The sequence below is a fragment of the Bacillus sp. CD3-5 genome (assembly GCF_006349665.1).
Classification (GTDB): domain Bacteria; phylum Bacillota; class Bacilli; order Bacillales; family Bacillaceae_G; genus Bacillus_A; species Bacillus_A paranthracis.
This window is the reverse complement of sequence record NZ_VEPX01000009.1, coordinates 43,945-67,345: the sequence shown is the minus strand read 5'-3', so window position 1 is coordinate 67,345 and position 23,401 is coordinate 43,945. Positions and strand designations below refer to the sequence as shown.

Sequence of the window (23,401 nt, the reverse complement as noted above, 5' to 3'; positions counted from 1 at the left end):
TCACTTTATTTTTTTCCAGCGTCCTTCTCCATTTCATCACTTGTCACATCTAAGACATCTAATAAGAAAATGAAGATTGGAATACCGATAATTAATCCCCATACACCTAAGAAGTGTTCCGAGAAGATTAATACCATAAACGTATAGAAAATTGGTAAGTTTGTTTTTTGCGACATAAACTTCGGATTTAACACGTAACTTTCAAGCGCATGAATGACTGTTACGATAACTAAAATATAAACAACGTACATAATACCGCCGATATTGTAAGCAATCATACAAAGCGGGAATAACGAAATGATAACCCCAGCTACTGGAATTAAACCAAGTAAGAAGATCATTAACGCTAAACCTAATAATTGTGGGAATCCTAATATCCATAATGCAATAACGGATAAAACGCAGTTAACAACTGCAATTAAAAATTGTGCCTCAATTACTTTTCCGAATGAACGTGCAAATTTCTTACCGAAGTACTCAATTTCAGTATAGAAAATTGCCAGTCTGCTCTCTTTAAATTTTGCAGTAAAAGCAACGATACGAGCTTTCTCCAATAAGAAAAATAAACTTAAAATTAAAGAAAGTAACACTTGAAGGCCAAATTTCCCAACATTCGTAATCGATTTATATAAAATGTCAACGCCTTGTCCTACATACTTCGAAAGTTCCATATGATTAACAGCATTAACTGCATACTTAATTAATTCACTGTCCGGTGGGTTTCTTAAAAATACGTTAAATTGATAAATCAATTGTGAAATTTGTATCGTTAATACTGGTAAATATTTAAATAGCGTAATAGCAATTCCACCAATTAACATGACATATAGAAATGCTATAATGAGTTTTCGATTAATGGGCATGAAATGATCTAATTTGCGGGAAATAAACTTTTGGAATCGATCCATTAAATACGTAAGAATAAACGTAATTAAAATTAAATTCAACATACTTTGCAGCCCGTATAACACGAGGGCAAGTATTACTAATACGAGTAACCTCTGAAATCCTTTGCTTTGAAACAGGTTTTTTATTTGCATAATCGACGAGTACTCTCTCCTGTCCTATAAAGTAAAACGTTAATAAGTAGATTTTTCTCTCTTTTCTACTTTTAATTATTCATTCATATTAAGATTTTTATAAGCTCATTATACGTCTACCTTAGCAGATCTATAGTAGCTTACTTCTTATTTTACAATACAATGACCTAATTCAAAACGTATTCTACACAGTATTAATGAAGATTTAAGGAAACTTACATTTTGTCACAATAGGTCTTACCACTACTGTAACATAAAAAGCAAGCTATCAGTAGAAATCTGTCCTACAAATAGCTTGCTTTTCTCATTTTTCAAGTAAGTTTTACTATCCAATGAATGGCATGAACATCGGTATGACAACTACCGTTACAACTCCAACTACTGTTACAGCAATACTTGCCATAGCTGCCTCTACTTCACCCATTTCAATTCCTACTGCCACTCCTAATGCATGACCTGCTGTTCCAAGTGCTAAACCTTTTGCAATTGGATGTTTCACTCTAAATGTTTTTAAGAATAACGCTCCTAATGCGTATACGATGACTGCATTAAAGATTACTGCAAATGATGTAATTGCTGGTATACCACCAATGCTTTCAGAGATTGGTAATGCAATTGCTGTTGTTGCTGCTTGTGGTAACATTGAATTCATTACTGCTGTATCTAAACCAATTGCTTTTGCAACAATGAACACGACAATTACTGAACAAATAGATCCAACCACGATAGCTGATAAAATTTGCCACCAATATTTTTTCAACTTATCCACTTGTTTATATAATGGAATTGCAAACGCGATTGTTGCTGGCTCTAAGAAAAAGCTAATCATTTTTCCACCAGTATTATATTCTTCGAAAGTAAAGTTACCTACTTTTAAAAAGACAATCCCTAATACCATCGCTACGAATAATGGTGTGAATAAGAAGAACCCTTTTGAATGCTTGAATAATAATGTTCCGATTCCGTATGCGATTAATGAAACGACGATTCCGAAATATGGAGTCATTGTGCTTGCCATGTTCATTCCCTCCTAACAATATATACTAAAATGGTTACGCAACTTTTCCGTGCTTGCGTCCTTTATTTACTACTTTCAATTCTTTTGTATCTTCTGTTTCTTTTTTATCTTTTCCTAAAATAAATTGTGCAAATAATCCTGTTACAGCGAGTAAAATAACTGTTGCGACAACAATTACAGTTAAAATTTGTACAAAATATTGTCCCATTACACCAAGAGAATTAATAACCGAAATACCTGATGGGACGAAAAGGAATCCGATAATACCTGTTAAAGCTGTTCCAAGTGATTCAACTTGTTCCAATTTAATAACCTTTAAACATAATAGACTAAATAAAATGACTAACCCGATTACCGATGAAGGCATCGGAATTGGTAAATGTGTTGCAATAATATTAGAAATTAACATAATAGCTGAGAATATGAATGCTTGTGATAAGAAACTATATACTTTTTTCGTACTCATTTTGGCCACCTCTTTCGATTTGGTACCTTTATTGTATAGGATATAATCGCCTTAGTAAGCGTTTACATAACAGAACGTCAAATATACAGAATCAGTTACAAATATAAAAGGATGAAATACAAAAGCTGCTCCTTAAATACGAAGCAGCTTCTTGAGTTCTTTTGCATATGTACGACTAACAGGTACTTTTGATCCTTCTTTCATAATTAAATTATAAGTAGAATTGAACCACGGCTGGATTTCTGTAATATGATTAATATTTGCAATGAAGCTACGATGTACACGCATAAAACTTACTTGCGGCAACTTCTTTTCCAAAATCACAAGTGTATCGTGTGTTATATATGTGTCCCTCATTGTTTTTACTGTTACTTTTCCATCCACAAGTCCTACATATATAATATCTTCAATATTCACAAGTACGATTGATTCTTCAATTGGTAATGCTAATTTATGCATATCTGCCGTTACATCTGCCCCTTTTATTTCTTGCTTCGTTTCTATTTGCGACTGCTTTTGTTTTTTATACTTCTTTAATGTTTGTACAATACGTTCTTCATCAAATGGCTTTAAAATATAGTCTAACGCATCTACTTCAAATGCTTGCAACGCGTATTGATCATAGGCAGTCGCAAATACAATGGCAGGTGGATTTTTCATCTTCTTTAATATATTCGCGATTTCAAATCCGTTATCATCAGATAACTGAATATCTAGGAAAACAATATCTGGTTTGTTTTTCATTAGCTCTTCTAATGCGTCCTCTACACAATCAGCCTCACCAATTATCTCAACTTCCTTCGTTCTTTCTAATAAATACTTTAGTTCATCGCGTGCTAACATTTCATCATCAACTACTAGTACTTTTAACAATCTGCTCTTCCTCCCCTACTTTTTTTGGAATAACAAAAGTAATCTCTGTCCCCTCGTTTAATTTACTTTCGATATGAAGCATCGTTTCTTTCCCAAATAGCCCAATAAGACGTTCATTAATATTATATAAAGCTGTTCCAGTCCCTTTCTTGGACGAAACTACCATCTTTCCTAATTGTTCTAAACGTTCTTCCTCAATTCCTTGCCCATTATCTTTTACTTCAAAATGAACCATACCCTCTTTTTCAAAAACATGCACTTCCACTTGGCACACTGGTTGCTTCTTCGGGAAAGCGTGTCGCAACGCATTTTCAACCAATAGTTGAAGAACAAATGGTGGTACTAAAGTTGTCTTTAGCTCATCCTCAATATACACCTTTACTTCATACTTATTTGGAAACCTTGCTTGTTCTAGCGATAAGTATGCCTGTACATGGTTTAATTCTTGTTCTAGTGGAATCAATAACTGACGTGCCCCTTGTAAATTACAACGGAAATACACACTAAGCTGTAATAATAACTTCCTTGCTTTTTCTACATCTGTTCGGCATAAAGCTGATACTGTATTAATCGCATTAAATAAAAAGTGTGGGTTAATTTGTGCTTGTAATGCCTTTATTTCCGCATCTTGCAATAATTTACTTTGCAACTCAGCTTCCCCTAATTCAAGTTGTGTAGAGAATATTTTTGCTAACCCTTCTGCTAATTCCTCTTCCACACGACTTAACTGGTTAGGATTTTTGAAATACAGTTTTAATGTTCCTATCGTATTTCCATGTGAAGTTAGTGGAATAACAATCGCCGCTTGCAAAGGGCATCCTTCATGTTGACAATTAATGACCTCACGTGATTTTGCTTTCATTATTTTTCCTGTGTGTAACACTTCTTTCGACAAACCAGTTATTAAACTATGTGAAGGAATATGGTGATCTGATGCTAATCCAACATGAGCTAATATTTTCTCTGTATCTGTTAAGGATACCGCATCAGTTCCTGTAAAGCGGTGAATAATTTGTGCCACATGCTTACACGATTCTTCTGTTAAGCCTTGGCGAAAATACGGTAACGTTTTATCTGCAATACGTAATACCTTATGAGTCTGAAGTGCCTTTGCATTCTCTTCCTGGCGCAAAATAGCTTGTATCATAGAAAGTAAAATAAAACTTCCAAAGCTATTTACAAGGATCATTGGTATCGCAATTGTTTTCACAATACTCATTCCATCCTCTACAATTAATAAGATCATAATCATTTCTAAAGAAACGATAAACACACTTAAAACCGCTGAAAATTTAGGCGTAATTGTACGATTATACTTTTTGAAAATGTATCCAATATAACCTGTTATAACCCCCGCTAAAATTGAAGAGATTGCACAACTTAGTGCAGTCGTCCCGCCAAGCATATAACGGTGAATACCAGCAATCGATCCTACTCCAATTCCAACGATAGGTCCGCCAAGCAATCCACTAATTCCAACACCCATAATACGTGTATTCGCGATTGTGCTCGATGAAGAAACACCCTGTAGCCAATTTTCATTCATAATCGTATTACCCGCTATTTCAATCCCAGTGTAATTGCTTACAATTGTAAACACCGAAAAAATACAAATAAGCTTAAGCTTATCTACATAACCATCTTGCTTATGAAGAAGACGCCTGAACGTTTTAATATGCGAAAGTAAAAACCCTAAAATAACAATAAGTCCGACACGTTCAATCATCATAAGTACTAAATTTAGCATCTGTGATTCATTCCTTTTTATATGAGTTAGTTTTATTATGGGAAAATAATGAAGTGGACGTCAAGAAGAATGAAATATCTTTTGAAATATTTTACACATAACAATTCCCTCATTATTTGACAATGTAATAGAAGAGTGCTAAAAATAAAGTAATATAATACAGTCCTTTAACCCAACCCCGTGAGGTTGAGAAGGAAGTCGGAATACAATATACGTATGTTCTTTTCTAGGAATACGTATGCTTTTTTGGCCTTCTCATCATATCAGGTGAGAAGGCCTTTTGTTATTCTTCCATAGCGACTGTAGAAGAAAATAAGGAGGAATAATGATGAACGTCACTACTGATGTACAATCAACAACAGAGGAGACGAAAGAGAAAAGATATAAAACACTATTTGGGTCTGCGCTAGGATATGCAGCAGAAGGCTTAGATATGTTGCTCTTATCTTTCGTACTCGTCTACATTTTAAAAGAATTTCATTTAAGCCCTGTTGAAGGTGGAAACTTAACATTAGCCACCACAATAGGAATGCTAATCGGATCTTATTTATTTGGATTTATTGCTGATTTATTTGGTCGTATCCGTACGATGGCCTTCACAATCTTACTATTTTCACTCGCAACAGCACTCATTTATTTCGCAACAGATTATTGGCAATTATTAATTCTTCGCTTTTTAGTTGGAATGGGAGTTGGTGGTGAATTCGGAATTGGGATGGCCATCGTAACTGAAACATGGTCGAAAGAAATGCGCGCAAAGGCAACATCCGTTGTGGCACTTGGATGGCAATTCGGCGTACTAGTCGCTTCACTCCTACCAGCATTTATCGTTCCACACTTTGGATGGAGAGCCGTTTTCTTATTTGGACTCATTCCCGCACTACTAGCTGTCTATGTCCGAAAAAGTTTAAGTGAACCGAAAATATGGGAACAAAAACAACGATACAAAAAAGAATTGTTACAAAAAGAAGCTGAAGGTAATTTAACAACTACTGAGGCAGAGCAACTAAAGCAAATGAAAAAATTCCCACTCCGAAAATTATTTGCAAATAAAAAAGTAACGATAACAACAATTGGTCTTATTATTATGTCATTCATCCAAAACTTCGGATATTATGGAATTTTCACATGGATGCCAACTATTTTAGCGAATAAATATAACTACACATTAGCAAAGGCGAGCGGCTGGATGTTCATCTCTACGATTGGTATGCTAATTGGTATTGCAACTTTTGGTATTCTAGCTGATAAAATTGGTCGCCGTAAAACTTTTACAATCTATTATGTCGGTGGTACTATATACTGTCTCATTTACTTCTTCTTATTCACAGACTCAACATTATTGTTATGGGGAAGTGCATTGCTTGGATTCTTTGCCAATGGCATGATGGGAGGATTCGGGGCAGTTTTAGCCGAAAACTATCCTGCTGAAGCTCGCTCTACAGCAGAAAACTTTATTTTCGGTACAGGACGTGGTTTAGCTGGATTTGGGCCTGTTATTATCGGCTTACTTGCTGCAGGTGGTAATTTAATGGGAGCATTATCCCTCATCTTCATTATCTATCCAATTGGTTTAGTTACGATGTTATTATGTGTTCCAGAGACGAAAGATAAAGTATTAGAATAGATTGAAACTGTATCCTTCAAAAAAATAGGTGGATAAATAGGAAAGAGGAAGTATCTCAAATGAGATGCTTCCTCTTTTTATATAAATACAATTATTTACTTTGATTTACTAGCTTTTTGGAACAAGAAGGAGGTTTTCTCTTCTTCTTTTACAATACCTTGCTTTAAAGCTAATTCCCCCGCAACTTTTGGCGCTAGCCATAGCATTGGGAACAACAGAATGGATACCGGGACAGCTGTTACTACGATAAATGATTGCAGCGCATTAATACTTCCCTCACCCATGTATAAAAGAATCGCTGCAACTGTTCCCATAATAAGCGACCAAAACACTCGTAAGCTAATTCTAGGGTCTCCATCTCCAGTCACTGCCATTGAAATCGAATACGCCATTGAATCCCCTGTTGTTACTACAAATAAAATTGTTAATAAAAGAAATGCCGGTCCAATAATGTGAGAGAGTGGCAGTTGCTCTGTAATTGCAATCATAGCCGCTGGCATACCAGATTCACTTAATGCTGCCGATATAGAACCAGGATTCATTAACTCATAAAACACACCTGATCCTCCCAAAATAGTAAACCAAAACGTTGTAATAATAGGTGCAATAATTCCAATTGCAACGATGATTTCTCGGATTGTTCTTCCTCTTGAAATGCGGCTCACTAAAATTGCCATCATCGGTCCATACCCAATAAACCATCCCCAGAAAAAGATTGTCCACGATCCTAACCAAGTTGTATCACCACGATATGTGCTCATTGGAATAAATTCATTTATATAAAATCCAAACGAAGAAACAAATGAATCAATAATAAATCCACCTGGTCCAAATAGTAATACGAATAGCATTAATAAAACTGCTAACCTAACATTTAAATTACTTATAATTTGAATCCCTTTATCAATTCCTGTTACCGCAGATATAGTAGAAACAGCTACTACACAAACAATAATGGCTAATTGAGTCGTAAACACATCCGGGATGTTAAACAATGCTTGTAGGCCATAACTTGCTTGTAGGCCTAAAAATCCAATTGGACCAATCGTGCCTGCCGCTACCGCAATAATGGCAAATACATCGATCATTGTTCCAAGCCAACTCTTTCGCAATTTCTCTCCAAAAATAGGATATAAAAGCGTTCGAGGTTTTAATGGCATACCTTTATGATAATGCCCATACATCATAACTACCGCACTAATTGTACCTAAAATTGTCCAAGCCAGGAAACCCCAGTGCATATAACTTTGTGCTAAAGCAGGCATTACTGCTTCTTTCGTTCCAGCAGTTATACCTTCATGTATTGGTGGCACCGTCATTAAATGGTACATCGGCTCTGCCGCTGCCCAGAAAACACCACCTCCGGCCAATAATGTAGACATTATAATAGCAAGCCATTTTGTCGTACTAATCTCAGGTTTTTCTAATCCCCCAAGTTTAACTCTCCCATACTTCGAGAACGCCATACACATTGCAACAATAAATGTACCAATTAATAAAACTTGCCAGAAGGCACCAAAATATTTAATTGAAGCTGCAAAACTGCTATTAATGACTCCCTCTACATAATTTTTATTTAAGAAAACCGCAATTACAAATAATAAAAGCGAACCACCACTCATAAGAAATACAGGCCAATCCGTTTTTCGACTCTTCATCCTCATTTACACTTCCTCCTTCCTCAGCAATCTAAAAAAACAACTTTATTATGTTTTATTGTTTACACCCAAAACACAATGATTATATAAGCATAATAATTTATCTATTTCCTACACACTTATGTTGTCCCTAAAAATATGCTAAATCCCTTATTTAAAAGAAAATTTCTATTCCTCTTACATAAAAAAGCAAAATAAAAGACCTTATATTTCTATAAGGTCTTCGAAACAGAAATTTGATTATAACATAAGGAACTCCTTGGTTCAAAAAGCTCCTTCCAAAAATAACCGAGGGTAAAGGCTTCCATTTGCTACGTAACAGTAGTTAAAAAAAAATTATATTTTTACAGAAAATGCCCTATACTACAAACTATTTATGAAAAAAATTCGGCTTCAAAATTTCATTCGGATACGGTTTATGATAAATATGAGTGGTAGCTGGAGATAACGGCGGAATGAGCCACACCCAATTGCCCGTTACAACACGACCACAAGCAGCTTCTTGCTTCTCAAATTGCTGAAATTGTTGCGCCGCAGTATGATGGTCAACAATACTGACTCCTTGTTTTTTAAAAGAATGTAAAACAGCCACGTTTAATTCAACTAATGCCTTATCTTTCCATAACGTACCGTTTCTTGATGTATCCAAATCCATCATTTCCGCAACTGCTGGAAGTAAATTATAGCGATCATGATCCGCTAAGTTACGTGCCCCAATCTCTGTTCCCATATACCATCCATTAAACGGAGCTGCTGTATAGGAAATACCGCCAATTTCTAAGCGCATATCTGAAATCATTGGAACCCCGTACCATTTTGCTCCAAGTGACGAAATTGGGTATTCTGGGTGTTCAATTGGCACCTCTTTTACTTCTTCTTTCGGAATTTCTTTATATATCGGCGCTTTTCCATCTATAGAAAACACAAGTGGCAATACATCGAAATTCGTACCTTCTCCTTGCCAGCCAAGTTCTTGACAAAAATCTGTAAACACAGCGGAATGAGAGTCACCAATCACTCCCATTTCCGTTTTATATCCTGCATATCGAATTAATTGATGATTATAAATTCGTATATTATTTTCTTCACCTTGATATTGCTTAAAAATTGTAATGGTCGGTTTTACTTTTCCGTCGTTCGTTGCATATTTAATATGATGAATTAATGCATGATATACACCTTCCTCATCATTTACTTCACGTGCATCTAATATGTGCATCTTACTCCAAAATAGTCTTCCGATACATCGATTACTATTGCGCCATGCCATTCGCGATCCGTGAACAAGTTCTTCAAATGTATGTTCATACGTCCCCGTCTTCTCTATTTCAACTCGAATTTCTTTCATGCGTTCTTCTATGAATTGTTCTTTATTAAGCTCTTTATAGCAAATCGTAATAAAATGACTCGCTTCCTCTATTAATTGCTTCGTTTTACTCATAAGCGATCTCCTTCTATTTCAACAAAACGTTACTACTTTACAGTATAAGCAAAAAGAATAAGAGTCACAAACGAAAGTCTAAGTGTTACTTTTATTGTACTATCTTTCAGAAAATTAAGAGATTACTATTGACTTTCATGAAAAATAGGTGTATTTTTTACTCAGGTAAATTATTTTTACCTAGACCAACTTTTAGAGAGAAAGGAGGAAATGTCATGTCTTCATTTCAATTGCCAAAGCTTTCATATGACTATGATGAACTAGAGCCATATATCGATAGCAATACACTTTCTATTCATCATGGAAAGCACCATGCGACATACGTAAATAATTTGAATGCCGCACTAGAAAACTATTCGGAATTACACAATAAATCTTTAGAAGAGTTACTATGTAATTTAGAAGCTTTACCAAAGGAAATTGTTACAGCTGTCAGAAATAACGGTGGTGGACATTATTGTCATAGTCTTTTTTGGGAAGTAATGAGCCCACGAGGTGGCGGCGAGCCTAATGGAGACGTTGCAAAAGTAGTTGATTATTATTTCAATACCTTTGACAACTTAAAAGATCAACTGTCTAAAGCAGCAATTAGCCGTTTTGGAAGTGGTTATGGATGGCTTGTCCTTGATGGTGAAGAACTTACTGTAATGAGTACACCTAATCAAGATACACCTTTGCAAGAAGGCAAAATTCCATTACTTGTCATTGATGTATGGGAACATGCCTATTATTTAAAGTACCAAAATCGTCGCCCAGAATTTGTTACCAACTGGTGGCATACAGTGAACTGGGACCGGGTAAATGAAAAATATTTACAAGCAATTCAATCACAAAAACATTAGTCGTGCGTATAAGGTAAGTTTGGTAATGTAAAATTAGTATTGTCGAAATCCTCCAGAATCCCCCGGATTGCCACCGGGGGATTTATGATTATTTCATTGCATGTATGTAATAACGTAATACTTTTTCCATTTCTATTTTCAACCCTCGGAACGGGAATCCTAATTCATTAGCTTTTCCATTATGTAATGTACAATTAGTCACTTCATTATAAGGTGCTACATGATCTCCTACTTCTTGAATGAGTGATTTTATTCCCGTATTTTCTTCTATAAAATGAATAATTTCCCGAGTAGAAACTACCCCGTTGCTACAAGCATTAATTGGCCCTTCTATTTCTTTCATCCCACACCAAGCTAAAAATTCCCCGGCTTCTTCTTCATGTATAAACGACAATTTTCCATCTAGATCATTCACTGCGACAGGTTCTTCTCTCACAATATGTTCAACATAAAATTGTAACCTTTTCGTATAATCGTTTTTTCCAATAACAACTGGAAAACGAACTGCAACAACTGGAAATGTTGCTTGTTGAAATACAACTGCTTCGGCTAATCTCTTCCCTTCACCATAATTGAAGTCATTCCTATCTCCATACGCAATTGCATACTCGTACGGATTGAAGTCCTCTTCTAATAAACTTAGTGTTGGTTCATAGACAGCCATTGAAGATGTCATAACGTATTTCTTCGTTTTCCCTCGTAACACTTCACATATTATCTTCGCTGCGTTCGAGCTATAGCATAAATTATCGAATACAATATCATAACTTTTATCTGCTAGACGCTCTGCTAGTTGTTTTTCATCTTCTCTATCTACAATAAGTCTTTTTACTCTACTCCCAAAAGAATCTTCCGTAATTCCTCTCGTCGCAATCGTTACATCGTGCCCATCTTGCAAAAGTGCTTCTACTAAATGTTTACCAAAAAATCTAGTTCCCCCTAGCACCAATACCTTCTTCAACTTTATCATCCCCATTTCGATAAATTGTAAAATACTACCTCTCTATTATAAATGCTAACATATAAAAAGCATGGAACTCGTTTAACGATTCCATGCTTTTCTACAAAAAATATATTAACGTACTCGATATTTATAAATACAATAACAGAAGTATAAAATAGAAATTACAGATACATAAACCCATAATTCATATACGAATCCCTCTCCCCATACTCCCATAAAATAAAAGAGTGAAGGTAACGTCAATGTTACCCATGATTGTACGAAGGCAATCCTTCCAAGATATTGATTGATGTTCTTTTTTTGTGTATTTAATACAAAGAATAAATACCAAAGTAATGCCCACATAAACCACGTTAACGCATTCACAACATCGTGGAATTGAACAAATGAAACAACCATATAGAATAAAGCAATAATTGCTACCCAAATGCAGAACCAACCTAAACCGCTACTATCCATTCCTTTTATAAAAGTAACACCTACATATAAATAGGTTAATCCGAATAAGAAAGTAGCTGCATATGAATATACCGTCCAATTACTTTGATCAGAAATCATGATTAAATAGAACGGGATAATAATTTGTAGTGCACCCACAAATAAATTAAAAACACCTGCACTTTTCATCTCTGCTTTTCCTAATATAACAAGACTATTTAAAAATAAAGCTGCACCCGAAAGTAATAATCCTACGTAACCCATATGTATTCGTGTGAAAGTCTTTCCCTTTCACACTTTTAACCTCCCCACAATATAAAGTGATTCTTTATTATTTTTCTTCCTATTTAAAACTACATACATAATTTTTAATCCAAATAGGTCAGACTTCCTACCTTGAAGAACACCAAATTTAAAACGCTTTCAATCATAAATAACCCTATCAGAACATTAATAGGATTCCTTGATTATAAACGTACTCTAACCATGACACAAGTATTGATGTTATTTTAAATATTACGTTTTTTATTTCTATAAAAATTAATAGGATAATGCACTTTTTCTATCTTATTCTACTAATTTCTAACATGGAATATTATAAAATGAGCTAGTCAGTAATACATTCATCTTTATAAGATAATCGTATACTGACCTAAACTTTCATAGTCAATATTGATAGTTTCTCATCCCTAATAATTGCTATTTATCATAAATATCATTCGGATTAATTGTAGGAATAAATCCATTTATAGAACTATATTTTTTAGATACGGTATTTGGAGTAACGGTAAACGTTACAATCTTATTACTTTGTTGTTTAAAATAGCGCATCCAATTTTGACTCCATTCATCTTTCGTAATAACTTGTTTATTGAAGTCCTCCCACAATACACCATGTATAAAATTCAAGGATGTATTTTTGATTGTGTCAAATCCCCAATTCTGTATAAGAAGCAAATCAGAATCAACACCTTTTATTTCTTTTAATAAATTTACATATGCTTCGCGAAATTTCCCTTGTGTAACTGGCTGATCATAAAAATAGTCGTCAATATCACCAGCGGTATCTAAAAACACACCGTCTATTCCTTTTCCAATAACTTGCTGTTTCACTTTATTTACAACAATCCGCCGGTAATGTTCATCAGCTAAATTCATAATATATGTATCCCACTGCTCAATCTTCATTTTCTTACCGTCTCGATAATAATAGTCTGATTCAACTACTTGCGATTTATGCCACGATTCTAATTCTAAAACACTAACATACCCAAGGACTACTGTTCCTGATTTTTTTAATTGCTGAACTTGCTCTTTCGAAAATGCATATGGCTCTATAATGACCATGTCATACTTTGAAAGTCCCTCAATTACTTGCTCATTTGCTTCACCATAATAAATTTTATAACTTCGTACATTTTTTAAAACTGGTTCCACGACATTTGCTTGGGCGAATGTACTTGAGGAAAAAATAAAAGAAAATATAGCTAAAAAGCATATGGAACGTTTCCACTCCATAATAATATTCCCCCCCTATAAAACTGTAATTTTTTATCATTTTAAATATTAATACAAGTATAGTAATACAATAACATTTTACATTTTTTCAAGCTCGATATTTAATAAAAATTCCAATAAATACAATACATTAACAAAAATTAGAATTTATTTCACTTGAATTTACTACATCTCTGTTGATAAAATGATTTGGGCTTTATATATTTTAAAATAATTCTTTTAAATTATGTATTTTATTTCAGTGTACTATTCCTCAAAATTAAATTCGCAAACGAAAGAAGGGATTTTTTATGCACTATAGACAATCTAATTTATTACAAAAAATGATTGAACCTACGATTCTCTTTATTGCTCTATTTTTTCTCTCAATACTAACTGATTTTCTAACACCAACGTATGAATACTTCTTACTCTTATTTATTACATTAATTATTTCTAGCCGGTATGGCATATCTATCGCCCTTTTCACCTTTCTAGAAGCAATGATTTATATTTTTGTAAGCGGTATATATAAGGAAGATGATATATTACTGTACTTTTATTCATTAGATTACTGGATTAATTGGATTTTCTTACTTGTTATTAGTTTATGTTGTGGACTAATGAGTACTGCACAAAAGGAACGGTATGAAGATGTACATATGATAAATAATGAGCTAAAAGCCGAAAATAAAGAATTAAAATATGTTGTGAAACAATTGGATGAAACACGTATTACACTACGTTCTCGTGTACTTGAATCAAATAATCACTTATCTAAAATGTATCATATGTTTAAAGCTTTAAATCATACACATCCTGAAATTGTACTCGATGAGGGGATAAATGTATTAAAAATGTATTTCGGAGCAAAAAAAATTGGTATCTATCACGTCGATAACAATAAACAATCACTTCGTATTAAATTAAGAGCAGAAACTGGTAAAAATACATTACCTCAATCCATTTTTGTTAAAAATGCTTCGCTAGTCATCAAAAATGCCCTAGCACATAATCGACCTTTTTTCCGTACAGAAGAGGATTTTCAAGACGCTCCACTTTTAGTTGGTCCCGTCCTATTCCAAGATGATGTACAATACGTCATTATATTAGACGAAATTGAATTTTCAAAAGTAACTTCTGAGCAATTCGAACTTTTCACATGGTATTTACGCTGGATGGGTGATCGTTTACAAAATGCTTCTAATCTTTGGCTATCAAGTCAAGAGGATCGTACATTCCCTAAAACGAGCATTTATTATGAAGATGAATTTGAACATTTACTAAAAATAGAAAAGAAACGTTACGAAACATTATCTTATCCATATTCCTATTTTGAATTTACTGTTCCACAAGATTCCTTAGAAATGATAAATTCTATTTTAAAAGATCATTTGCGTGATATTGATATATTCGGTTATAGCACGCTCGAGCAAAAAATTATGATTCTATTACCTGGCACTGAAGAAAAATTTTTATTACCAGTCAAAACTCGTATACAAAACGCTCTTTCTTCTAAAGGAGTGGTATTCTAATGATTTTACTCCTTCTTTACTTTATTTATGCTATTTTGGTTTTTCTTTTATTTCGATTTACGAAAGGTTTGATTACTGAAGATAAGAAAGGAATTATTGAGTTTTGCTTAATTATCTCTCTCCTTTTCCCGCTTGTCGGACTTATTGTATCAGCAATCATGTTATTACTGAATATAAGACGCTCCAAGACCGAGTGGTTACAGCAATACTCTGAGTATGTTTCCTTTCAAGTTGATCATTATGAAGATATTTTGGCATCAGCAAAACAAGATATGGACCTAATTTCATTTTCTTCTGGATTAGAACTAGATAAGCCTGAGTTACATAAACAACTCATTGTACAGTTAAGCTCCTCCCCTATTTCCAATGAAGGAGGCTTATTGAAAGAAGCCATTCACCATAAAGATCCTGAAACTGTACATTACGCAGCAACTACTATTAATTTACTAAATGAACGGTACGAAAAACAGATCGAATACTTAAATAAGCAATTTCTACAAAATCCACAAAATGAAATTGCAAAAGAATTGGTTTCTAACTATTTAAGATATATAGACAGTGGTCTTCTTTCTAATCAGCAAAAAGAAAAAATAATCGCCGAATTTATGAATTTTATTACACAAAGTGTAGAACTATTCCCTACCGAACCTCTTTATCCTTTCCACCTTGGAAATCTGTTTCTACATACAAAACAATATGCAAAGTCTGAAGAACAATTTTTAAATCTTATTCATTTCTATCCTGAATCATATTACGGTTATGTTGGGTTACTTGAAATATATTATGAGCAAAAGTTATGGGACGAGCTCTATAACTTAATCAATAATCTAGCAGCTGCAAAAAGAGTTCATATACTACCGCGTAAATATCAATTATTTGTAAGGCAGTTTGGAGGCGCACACATTGAAAAAGGGGATTAATATATATATCGGAATTGTTAGTATCATTTTATTTCTCTTAATTATATCTATCCTTATATATCGAACAGAAAATTTCTATCAAAAGTTTTCTGTTCCTAAAACTAAAAAAACAGATATTGTTAAAACACTCAAAGCAAAAGATGTAGCCCAAAATGGACAAAAAATGCAATTATACGTTTTAAAAACGGATAATACATTAGGGCAACAAGTCGAATTTAATACGAAAAAGGCAATGGATTACGCACACCTACACTATAAAAATATTACAGCTAATGAAATTAAGGGACTTACTCCCTCTCCCTATACAGGAATTATTATTACAGGTGAAATAATGGCGCAACTTCCACAAGCTGATATTCAAAATTTTGTACAAATGGGCGGAAGGATTATTATCGCAAACCGACTTGATTCAGATTCTTCCTGGAACACATTATTTGGTATTACAAAAAAAGAAGGCTTCAAAGATGTGAAAGGATTAACCTTTGAAGAAGTTTTATTCCCTGGTTATCCTGATCTCTCAAGTTCTTCTCCATTGTTCACTCATAGCTCAATGAATATTACGCTAGATGAGAATACAACTAATACTTTGATTACTGCAGAAGATACTCCCATCCTTTGGACCAATGACTACGGTGAAGGAAAAGTCTTATATTGGAATACAACAGCATTGAACGATAAATTAGGTAGAGGTATGTTCGTTCAATCACTGGGTACTATTTTCCCGACTTTCGCTACAGTACAACTTGGAGCGGAGATTATGTATATCGATGACTTCCCATCTCCAATTCCAAGTGGAGAACTAAAAAACTTAACAACAGAAAAAATTTCTGTTGAAGAATTTTATAAAAAACATTGGTGGAAAAATATGAAGGATATCTCTGAAGAGCTTGATATTAAATATACAGGGGTTGCAATTGGGACATATCAAAATAAAGTAACGCCACCCTTTGAAAATTTTACAGGTAAAAATAGAAATACCTATTTATTATTTGGGAGAGAATTATTAAGTCACGGTGGAGAAATCGGTATTCATGGCTATAACCATCAACCTTTATTATTACCACCAGACCCAGTAGATAAAGCGCTTGAATATGTTCCATGGAATTCAAAAGAGGACATGGAGAGATCCTTAGATGCTTTACAAAAACTCGTGTATAACTTCTTTCCAAACGAAAAACTAAAAACCTATGTACCACCATCCAATATTATAAATACAACTGGATTAAGTGCATTAAACGACGCGGTTCCAACTATGGAAACAGTTGCTTCTCTATATGTGGGAAGTAAAAGTAACGGCAGTTTAATTCAAGAATTTGGACCAGACGAGCACAACAAAAATATTTATCACTTCCCACGTATTACGAGTGGCTATGCTATTTCAGATGAAGAACAATTTATTTTAGCTGATGTTACTGCAAATTTAGGGGTTATCTCACATTTCGTCCATCCAGATGATATCCTTGATGAAAAACGTTCGGGTAATTTAACGTGGGAAGAATTATTTAAAGCTTATAAAACGACAATTAAAGAAATACGAGAAAGATATCCTTATATAAAAAGTATGACACAAAGTGAAGCAACTGCTTCCATGAAAATTTATCAAACCGGTGATTTAGCTGTTTCTTATGAAGATGATGCTGTTCACATTGCATATAAAGGATTACCAAACCACACTGCAACGATTATACGTGTGGAAGAAGGGAAAAAATTGAAAACCGGTTCATTCCCATACGGCACAGTTACAAAGCTAGATTCACAAATTTATAGCGTTATATTAAAACAAGCTAACGCTACAATTCCAATTAAAGGGGTATAGCAGATGAGAATAGGTTTAGTCGTTGAAGGAAGTTATCCTTTTGTCAGTGGCGGAGTAGCAAGTTGGGTACAAATGATTATCCAACAATTTAAAGAACATGAATTCACCATTTTTGCGATCGTACCGCAAATAAAAACAGAAGAGGAATATCAATATGAAATTCCTAACAATGTAAAAGATATCATTATGATTCCCTTACAATCAGAAAGTGACTCAAACCATATAAAAACCAATTTAACGACTGATGAAGTACAAACACTTCAAAAATGGTTTACATTCCAAGCTAACGACACAGAAGCATTACAAATATTAGGGAACAAGCAAAAGCTAGGAACACTACATTCCTTCTTCGAAAGTCGTGAATTTTATGAAATAGTAAAAGAAAGCTATTTGTATGAAGAAAGTAGTGGCTCTTTCTTAAATTACTTTTGGATGTGGAGATCTATGTTCACACCAATCATTCAAATTTTACAAATTGATTTTCCTGAATTAGATCTTATCCATTCTGTATCTACAGGCTATGGTGGGCTTCTTGGTGCTGCAATTGGTGCCAAATCTGATATACCATTTATTCTAACGGAGCATGGTATTTATTCCCGGGAACGTGAAGAGGAAATACTCCAATCAACTTGGATACCAATTGAATATAAAAAAAGGTGGGTTTCTTTCTTCCATCATTTATCTCACCAAGCATATGAACAAGCTGCTGATGTGATTACGTTATTCGGACGGAATAGTGCATATCAAAAAGAACTAGGAGCTCCGGCCCATAAACTAAACATTATTCCAAATGGTGTTACTTTATCTGACTATAAAGGGCTACGTAAGCCAAAACATAATTCAGATAAACTCATTATTTCTGCTATTATACGAGTTGTGCCAATTAAAGACGTAAAAACAATGATTTATGCAGCTAAATTATTATTAGAAAAAGATATTCCATTTATCTTCTACTTATTAGGTCCTGATACAGAAGAACCAGAGTATGCCCAAGAATGTCGTGATTTAATTCAGCAACTTGGATTAAAAGAACATGTAATAATGACTGGCAGAGTAAACATTAAAGATTACTTAAAACAAACGGATATTCTCGTATTAACTAGCATATCTGAAGGGCAACCACTAGCTATGTTAGAAGGAATGGCATCGGGATTACCATGGGTTGTTACAGACGTTGGTTCTTGTAAGGAGTTAATTTATGGACAAGATGAAGATCCTTACGGCCAATGTGGCTTTGTTGTACCACCTGTATCTCCTGAACAAGTTGCCACCCACTTAGAATGGTATTATCGCCACCCTGAATCCATTCAACAATTCGGAAACAATGGGCGTAATCGTATTGAAGCATATTATCAATTATCAGGTGTTGTTGATAGTTATCGTAAGCTTTATTTAGAAAGGGGTGCGAAAACATGGCAGGTATAGGATTTCGATTACAAAAATTATTTCAGGAAGACTACTATTCTTCAAGGGTAAAAGCTTATGGATTTTCGTTATTTGTTACAGCTGGTCCTTGGTTAGTCGTTATTTTAGCAGTAACAACTATTCGATTCATTTTGAGTTTATTTCATTCTATTTCAATTGAAGAACAGCGTCTTTTCACTATTTCAATTTCATATTGCTTTATTTTTTCTCAAATTATTTACGGAGCATTGCAGCTCATTGTAACTAGATATGTAGCTGACCTTTTATACGAACAAAAAGCTGATAAAGTATTTTCTTCATTTTTAGGAATGACGAAGATTACACTTTTTTTAGCTATTATGTTATGGCTTTTGTTTGCATTTTTCACACCGTTAGCTTTATATTATAAAATCGTGATGCTATTTTTATTTTTAGCTTTAAATATCATCTGGATTCAGTCCATTTATTTAACAGCAGCTAAAGATTATCAATCAATTGCACTGGCATTTTTAATTGGATCCATTTTTTCCCTATTAGGAATTATCCTAGTAGCTTACTGGCACCCTACACTTGGGTTAGAACATGGATCTGCCCTATTGCTTTTAATTTCTTTTACACTCGGTACTTTCATTACACTAGTATGGTTAAGTATCGTTATTGTACGAATGTTTCCAAATAGTGATGCTACTGAACAATTTACCTTTCTGTCTTATTTAGATAAATATCCAGAATTATTTTGGTCAAGCCTCTTTTACAATGTGGGTATTTGGGTATGTAATTTTGTTATTTGGTTTGGAGACGGTCGAGGAAATATTGAAAACACATTTATTTATCATCAAATTTATGATACTTCTGTTTTCTGGGCGTATTTAAGTATTATCCCAACCTATATTTTCTTTGTAGTATCCATTGAAACCAGGTTTTATGAAAGATATAAAAAGTTCTTCGGTTCGGTAAATAATGGCGGAACATTACATACGCTTTTACAATTGAAAGATTCCATGAACTTTGTCTTAAAGCAGGAAATGGAACGTATACTTCGTAATCAAGGTATTTTTTCCTTACTTATTATTTTTATAATATGGATGTTTAGTTCGCAATCTGGAAAGACAACACTTAATTACTCTATTCTGCAACTAACTATAGTTGGTGCTTATGCAAATGGAATGGTGCTCGTTATTACATTACTACTCCTATACTTTGAGGATCGTAAAGGGGCATTTCGAACATCAGCTATTTTCTTTTTTGCAAACTTGTTATTAAGCCTTATCCTACTTCCATTTGGATTCAATGGTTACGGCATTAGTTTCGCCGTTGGATCTTCTATTACATTCCTATATGCTATTTCTAGGCTCTTTACTTACATTAAAGATATTGATTATTATACATTTTGCCAGTCAAATATTCCTATAAAACAGCGGACCTTTTTTACCAAATTAGCTAATAAACTTAACGGGAAATAAATACAAAAATGACCTTTGCTCATGCAAAGGTCATTTTTTGTATCTACATATTAAACTTCCAAATAGCCATTTTTATTATTTGATTGCCATCTCCAAGAATCTGCACACATTTCTTCTAATCCACGTTTTGCTTCCCATCCTAGTTCACGTTTTGCCTTTGATGCATCTGCAAAACATATTGCCACATCGCCAGGACGACGCTCTGTAATTTTATAAGGAACTTTTTTTCCTGAAACCCTTTCAAATGCTTCAACCATCTCAAGTACACTATACCCTGTACCTGTGCCCAAATTATAAGCATCTACTCCTGTTGTATTCAGTACTTTCTCTAGCGCTTTTACGTGACCTTTTGCTAAGTCTACAACATGTATGTAGTCACGGATGCCTGTTCCATCTTTCGTTGGGTAGTCATTTCCAAATACACTTAATTCTTTTAGCTTACCTACTGCCACTTGTGTGACATATGGCATTAAGTTATTTGGAATTCCATTTGGATCCTCTCCAATACGTCCACTTTCATGTGCACCAAATGGGTTGAAATAGCGAAGTAACGCGATACTCCATTCTCTATCTGCAAACGCTACATCACGCATAATTTGCTCAATCATTAATTTTGTTTGACCATATGGATTTGTTGCACTTAATGGAAACTCCTCTGTAATCGGTGACGTTTCCGGGATACCATATACAGTTGCGGATGAACTAAAAATCATCTTCTTTACATTATGTTTCTGCATTACTTCACATAGCACTAAAGTGCTCGTAATGTTGTTATGATAATATGTTAATGGAATTGCTACTGATTCCCCTACAGCTTTAAATCCTGCAAAGTGAATAACTGCTTCGATTGCATTTTCTTCAAAAATTGCGTCAAGTGCTTCTTGATTTAAAACATCTTCTTTATAAAACTTAAATTGTTTTCCTGTTATTTCTTTCACTCGATTTATAGATTCTACCGAGCTATTCGAAAGATTATCAACTACTATAATTTCGTAACCGCTATTTAGTAATTCTACACATGTATGACTACCAATATACCCTGCTCCACCTGTTACAAGTATTGCCATAATTATAGTCCTCCATATTTCATTCATTATAAACTTCTCAAAGTATATCACATATTTCTTATCCTATGTTTAATATGCGAACACAGAAACTTACATTTTATCCCATAATAATTTTATAACATATACGATTCCAATCAAATAATAAGAAAAACGCCACATAATTTTTGTTATGTGGCATTTTTCTTATTAAATTACGTAACAATATACACTTAGAAAATGTGCAAGACTACCTAATAATACAAAAACGTGAAAAATTTCATGATGTCCCATATATTTAAACTCTAGCCACTTTGGCTTTGTTCCATAAATAAATCCACCAATTGTATAAAAAATGCCCCCAAGTACTAAGAAAACAATGCCCCCTGTACTTAAATTCTCAGCTAACGGTGCAAAGAATAAAACAATTAACCAACCCATCGTAATATAAATTGCTGTCGATAACCATCTTGGACAATTAAACCAAAACATTTTAAACACAATGCCACAAATCGCAGTTGCATAGACTAAACAAAATAATAGCAAACCACTTGCTGAATTTAATGTAATTAAGCAAAAGGGTGCATATGTACCTGCAATTAATATAAAAATCATAGAATGATCTAGCTTCCTAAAGAAGTAAATAACACGTTCATTGGCCACAACACTATGATATACAGCTGATGCCGTATAAAGGACCATCATTCCAATCCCAAACAAAATAACAGCTGTAATTGCAGCAAATGATGGCATCTTGATAGAAACTTTCACAAGCATAGCTAATAAGGCAATAAATGATAATATCGCTCCACCTAAGTGAGTAAATGCATTAACTGGTTCTCTTACGTAAGTATTCATAATAACACCCCTCATATAATTACATGTAGTTTTAATAACTACGTGTAATTATATACACATTTCTTTTTAAGGTCAACATTTACAATTTATTTGTTTCGTAATACCATATTTAAGGATGTATTAGACATTAAGTTCCACTAAGTTATAAAAGTGAGGGATTCTACGTGGAAAATATAAATGAATTACTTGAGACATTGCATTTAGAAAAAAATATTAAACTTGAGGATATTCCAAATGTGGACTTATATGTAGATCAAGTTGTCCAACTATTTGAGAATACTTATGCAGATACAACGAGAACTGATGATGAAAAAGTATTAACAAAAACGATGATTAATAATTACGCAAAAGGGAAACTATTCATCCCTATCAAAAATAAAAAGTATTCAAAAGAGCATATGATTTTAATTAGCCTAATTTATCAATTAAAAGGTGCTCTTTCCATTAACGACATAAAAAGTTCATTAGAAACTATAAATGACTCCTTATTAAATGATGATTCATTCGAATTAAATACGTTATACAAAAATTATCTTGCTCTTACTGAAAGCAATGTCGAAAGCTTTAAACAAGACGTAAATAACCGTGTTACAGAAGTAAATGAGATTTCTTCCTTAGAAGACACAAAGCTAGAAAAATTTCTACTACTAACATCCTTCGTGACTATGAGTAATATGTATAGACGTTTAGCGGAGCAACTAGTGGATGATTTAAAAGAATCATAAATAAAAAACTATCCACCTATTAAAGT

The 23,401-nt window shown here is 33.8% G+C and carries 20 protein-coding genes; 8 read left to right on the top strand and 12 right to left on the bottom strand.

Annotated features, from left to right (window positions below):
* Nucleotides 1–5: 5 nt before the first annotated feature.
* The 5 genes from FH036_RS17560 to lytS form a co-directional block, all read right to left on the bottom strand.
* Nucleotides 6–1,040, bottom strand: a complete 1,035-nt coding sequence (locus FH036_RS17560; protein ID WP_001166015.1) for an AI-2E family transporter — start codon at nt 1,038–1,040, stop codon at nt 6–8.
* A gap of 325 nt (nt 1,041–1,365) precedes the next feature.
* The gene (lrgB, locus tag FH036_RS17555; RefSeq protein ID WP_000168869.1) at nt 1,366–2,058 is read right to left on the bottom strand and encodes an antiholin-like protein LrgB; all 693 of its coding nucleotides are present in this window, start codon (nt 2,056–2,058) and stop codon (nt 1,366–1,368) included.
* Between the two features lie 34 nt (nt 2,059–2,092).
* Nucleotides 2,093–2,524, bottom strand: a complete 432-nt coding sequence (gene lrgA / locus FH036_RS17550; protein WP_000104902.1) for an antiholin-like murein hydrolase modulator LrgA — start codon at nt 2,522–2,524, stop codon at nt 2,093–2,095.
* Nucleotides 2,525–2,656: 132 nt separating this feature from the next.
* Nucleotides 2,657–3,397 (bottom strand): LytR/AlgR family response regulator transcription factor, encoded by a 741-nt coding sequence (locus FH036_RS17545; RefSeq protein WP_000921834.1) that lies wholly within the window; start codon nt 3,395–3,397, stop codon nt 2,657–2,659.
* A complete protein-coding gene (gene lytS / locus FH036_RS17540; RefSeq protein WP_000933578.1) occupies nt 3,375–5,144 on the bottom strand; it encodes a two-component system sensor histidine kinase LytS in 1,770 nt (589 codons plus the stop codon). Before lytS ends, FH036_RS17545 begins: the two co-directional genes overlap by 23 nt.
* Nucleotides 5,145–5,472: 328 nt before the next feature.
* Between lytS and FH036_RS17535 the strand changes: the two genes are divergently transcribed.
* A complete protein-coding gene (locus FH036_RS17535) occupies nt 5,473–6,771 on the top strand; it encodes an MFS transporter (RefSeq protein ID WP_001103428.1) in 1,299 nt (432 codons plus the stop codon).
* Nucleotides 6,772–6,866: 95 nt separating this feature from the next.
* On the opposite strand, the gene FH036_RS17530 is transcribed toward FH036_RS17535, so the two are convergent.
* Nucleotides 6,867–8,435, bottom strand: a complete 1,569-nt coding sequence (locus tag FH036_RS17530; RefSeq protein ID WP_139896033.1) for a BCCT family transporter — start codon at nt 8,433–8,435, stop codon at nt 6,867–6,869.
* Between the two features lie 364 nt (nt 8,436–8,799).
* The gene (locus FH036_RS17525) at nt 8,800–9,870 is read right to left on the bottom strand and encodes a nitric oxide synthase oxygenase (protein ID WP_139896032.1); all 1,071 of its coding nucleotides are present in this window, start codon (nt 9,868–9,870) and stop codon (nt 8,800–8,802) included.
* Between the two features lie 215 nt (nt 9,871–10,085).
* On the opposite strand from FH036_RS17525, the gene sodA reads away from it, so the two are divergent.
* Entirely contained in the window at nt 10,086–10,712 is a 627-nt protein-coding gene (gene sodA, locus FH036_RS17515) for a superoxide dismutase [Mn] (RefSeq protein ID WP_139896031.1), read from the top strand.
* 88 nt (nt 10,713–10,800) lie between these two features.
* On the opposite strand, the gene FH036_RS17510 is transcribed toward sodA, so the two are convergent.
* The 3 genes from FH036_RS17510 to FH036_RS17500 all read right to left on the bottom strand — a co-directional run bounded on the left by FH036_RS17510 (nt 10,801) and on the right by FH036_RS17500 (nt 13,632).
* Entirely contained in the window at nt 10,801–11,682 is an 882-nt protein-coding gene (locus FH036_RS17510) for an NAD-dependent epimerase/dehydratase family protein (protein ID WP_070807340.1), read from the bottom strand.
* A gap of 105 nt (nt 11,683–11,787) precedes the next feature.
* Complete coding sequence (locus FH036_RS17505; RefSeq protein ID WP_000542569.1) at nt 11,788–12,378, bottom strand: AmiS/UreI family transporter; 591 nt, start codon at nt 12,376–12,378, stop codon at nt 11,788–11,790.
* 435 nt (nt 12,379–12,813) lie between these two features.
* A complete protein-coding gene (locus FH036_RS17500) occupies nt 12,814–13,632 on the bottom strand; it encodes an endo alpha-1,4 polygalactosaminidase (protein WP_000454995.1) in 819 nt (272 codons plus the stop codon).
* 290 nt (nt 13,633–13,922) lie between these two features.
* Between FH036_RS17500 and FH036_RS17495 the strand changes: the two genes are divergently transcribed.
* From FH036_RS17495 to pelG, 5 genes are read left to right on the top strand one after another with little or no spacing between them, the layout of a single operon-like run.
* On the top strand, nt 13,923–15,146 hold the full coding sequence (locus tag FH036_RS17495; RefSeq protein ID WP_139896030.1) for a GAF domain-containing protein: 1,224 nt from the start codon (nt 13,923–13,925) through the stop codon (nt 15,144–15,146).
* A complete protein-coding gene (locus FH036_RS17490; RefSeq protein ID WP_044791870.1) occupies nt 15,146–16,066 on the top strand; it encodes a tetratricopeptide repeat protein in 921 nt (306 codons plus the stop codon). The genes FH036_RS17495 and FH036_RS17490 overlap by 1 nt, the downstream gene beginning before the upstream one ends.
* Nucleotides 16,050–17,882 (top strand): DUF2194 domain-containing protein, encoded by a 1,833-nt coding sequence (locus FH036_RS17485; RefSeq protein ID WP_139896029.1) that lies wholly within the window; start codon nt 16,050–16,052, stop codon nt 17,880–17,882. Before FH036_RS17490 ends, FH036_RS17485 begins: the two co-directional genes overlap by 17 nt.
* 3 nt (nt 17,883–17,885) lie before the next feature.
* Entirely contained in the window at nt 17,886–19,307 is a 1,422-nt protein-coding gene (pelF, locus tag FH036_RS17480) for a GT4 family glycosyltransferase PelF (RefSeq protein ID WP_044791866.1), read from the top strand.
* Nucleotides 19,295–20,749 carry an exopolysaccharide Pel transporter PelG gene (pelG, locus tag FH036_RS17475; RefSeq protein WP_070807265.1) on the top strand — a complete coding sequence of 485 codons (1,455 nt, stop codon included), beginning with the start codon at nt 19,295–19,297 and terminating at the stop codon, nt 20,747–20,749. The genes pelF and pelG overlap by 13 nt, the downstream gene beginning before the upstream one ends.
* 50 nt (nt 20,750–20,799) lie before the next feature.
* Here the strand turns inward: pelG and galE are convergent, their stop codons facing one another.
* On the bottom strand, nt 20,800–21,816 hold the full coding sequence (gene galE, locus FH036_RS17470) for a UDP-glucose 4-epimerase GalE (protein WP_000996533.1): 1,017 nt from the start codon (nt 21,814–21,816) through the stop codon (nt 20,800–20,802).
* A 186-nt stretch (nt 21,817–22,002) separates the two neighbouring features.
* Nucleotides 22,003–22,650, bottom strand: coding sequence for a PAQR family membrane homeostasis protein TrhA (gene trhA / locus FH036_RS17465; protein WP_001099729.1), 648 nt, complete (start codon nt 22,648–22,650; stop codon nt 22,003–22,005).
* A 164-nt stretch (nt 22,651–22,814) separates the two neighbouring features.
* On the opposite strand from trhA, the gene FH036_RS17460 reads away from it, so the two are divergent.
* Nucleotides 22,815–23,375: a DUF1836 domain-containing protein gene (locus FH036_RS17460; RefSeq protein ID WP_000427879.1), complete on the top strand. Its 561-nt coding sequence runs from the start codon at nt 22,815–22,817 to the stop codon at nt 23,373–23,375.
* Nucleotides 23,376–23,401: the final 26 nt, after the last annotated feature.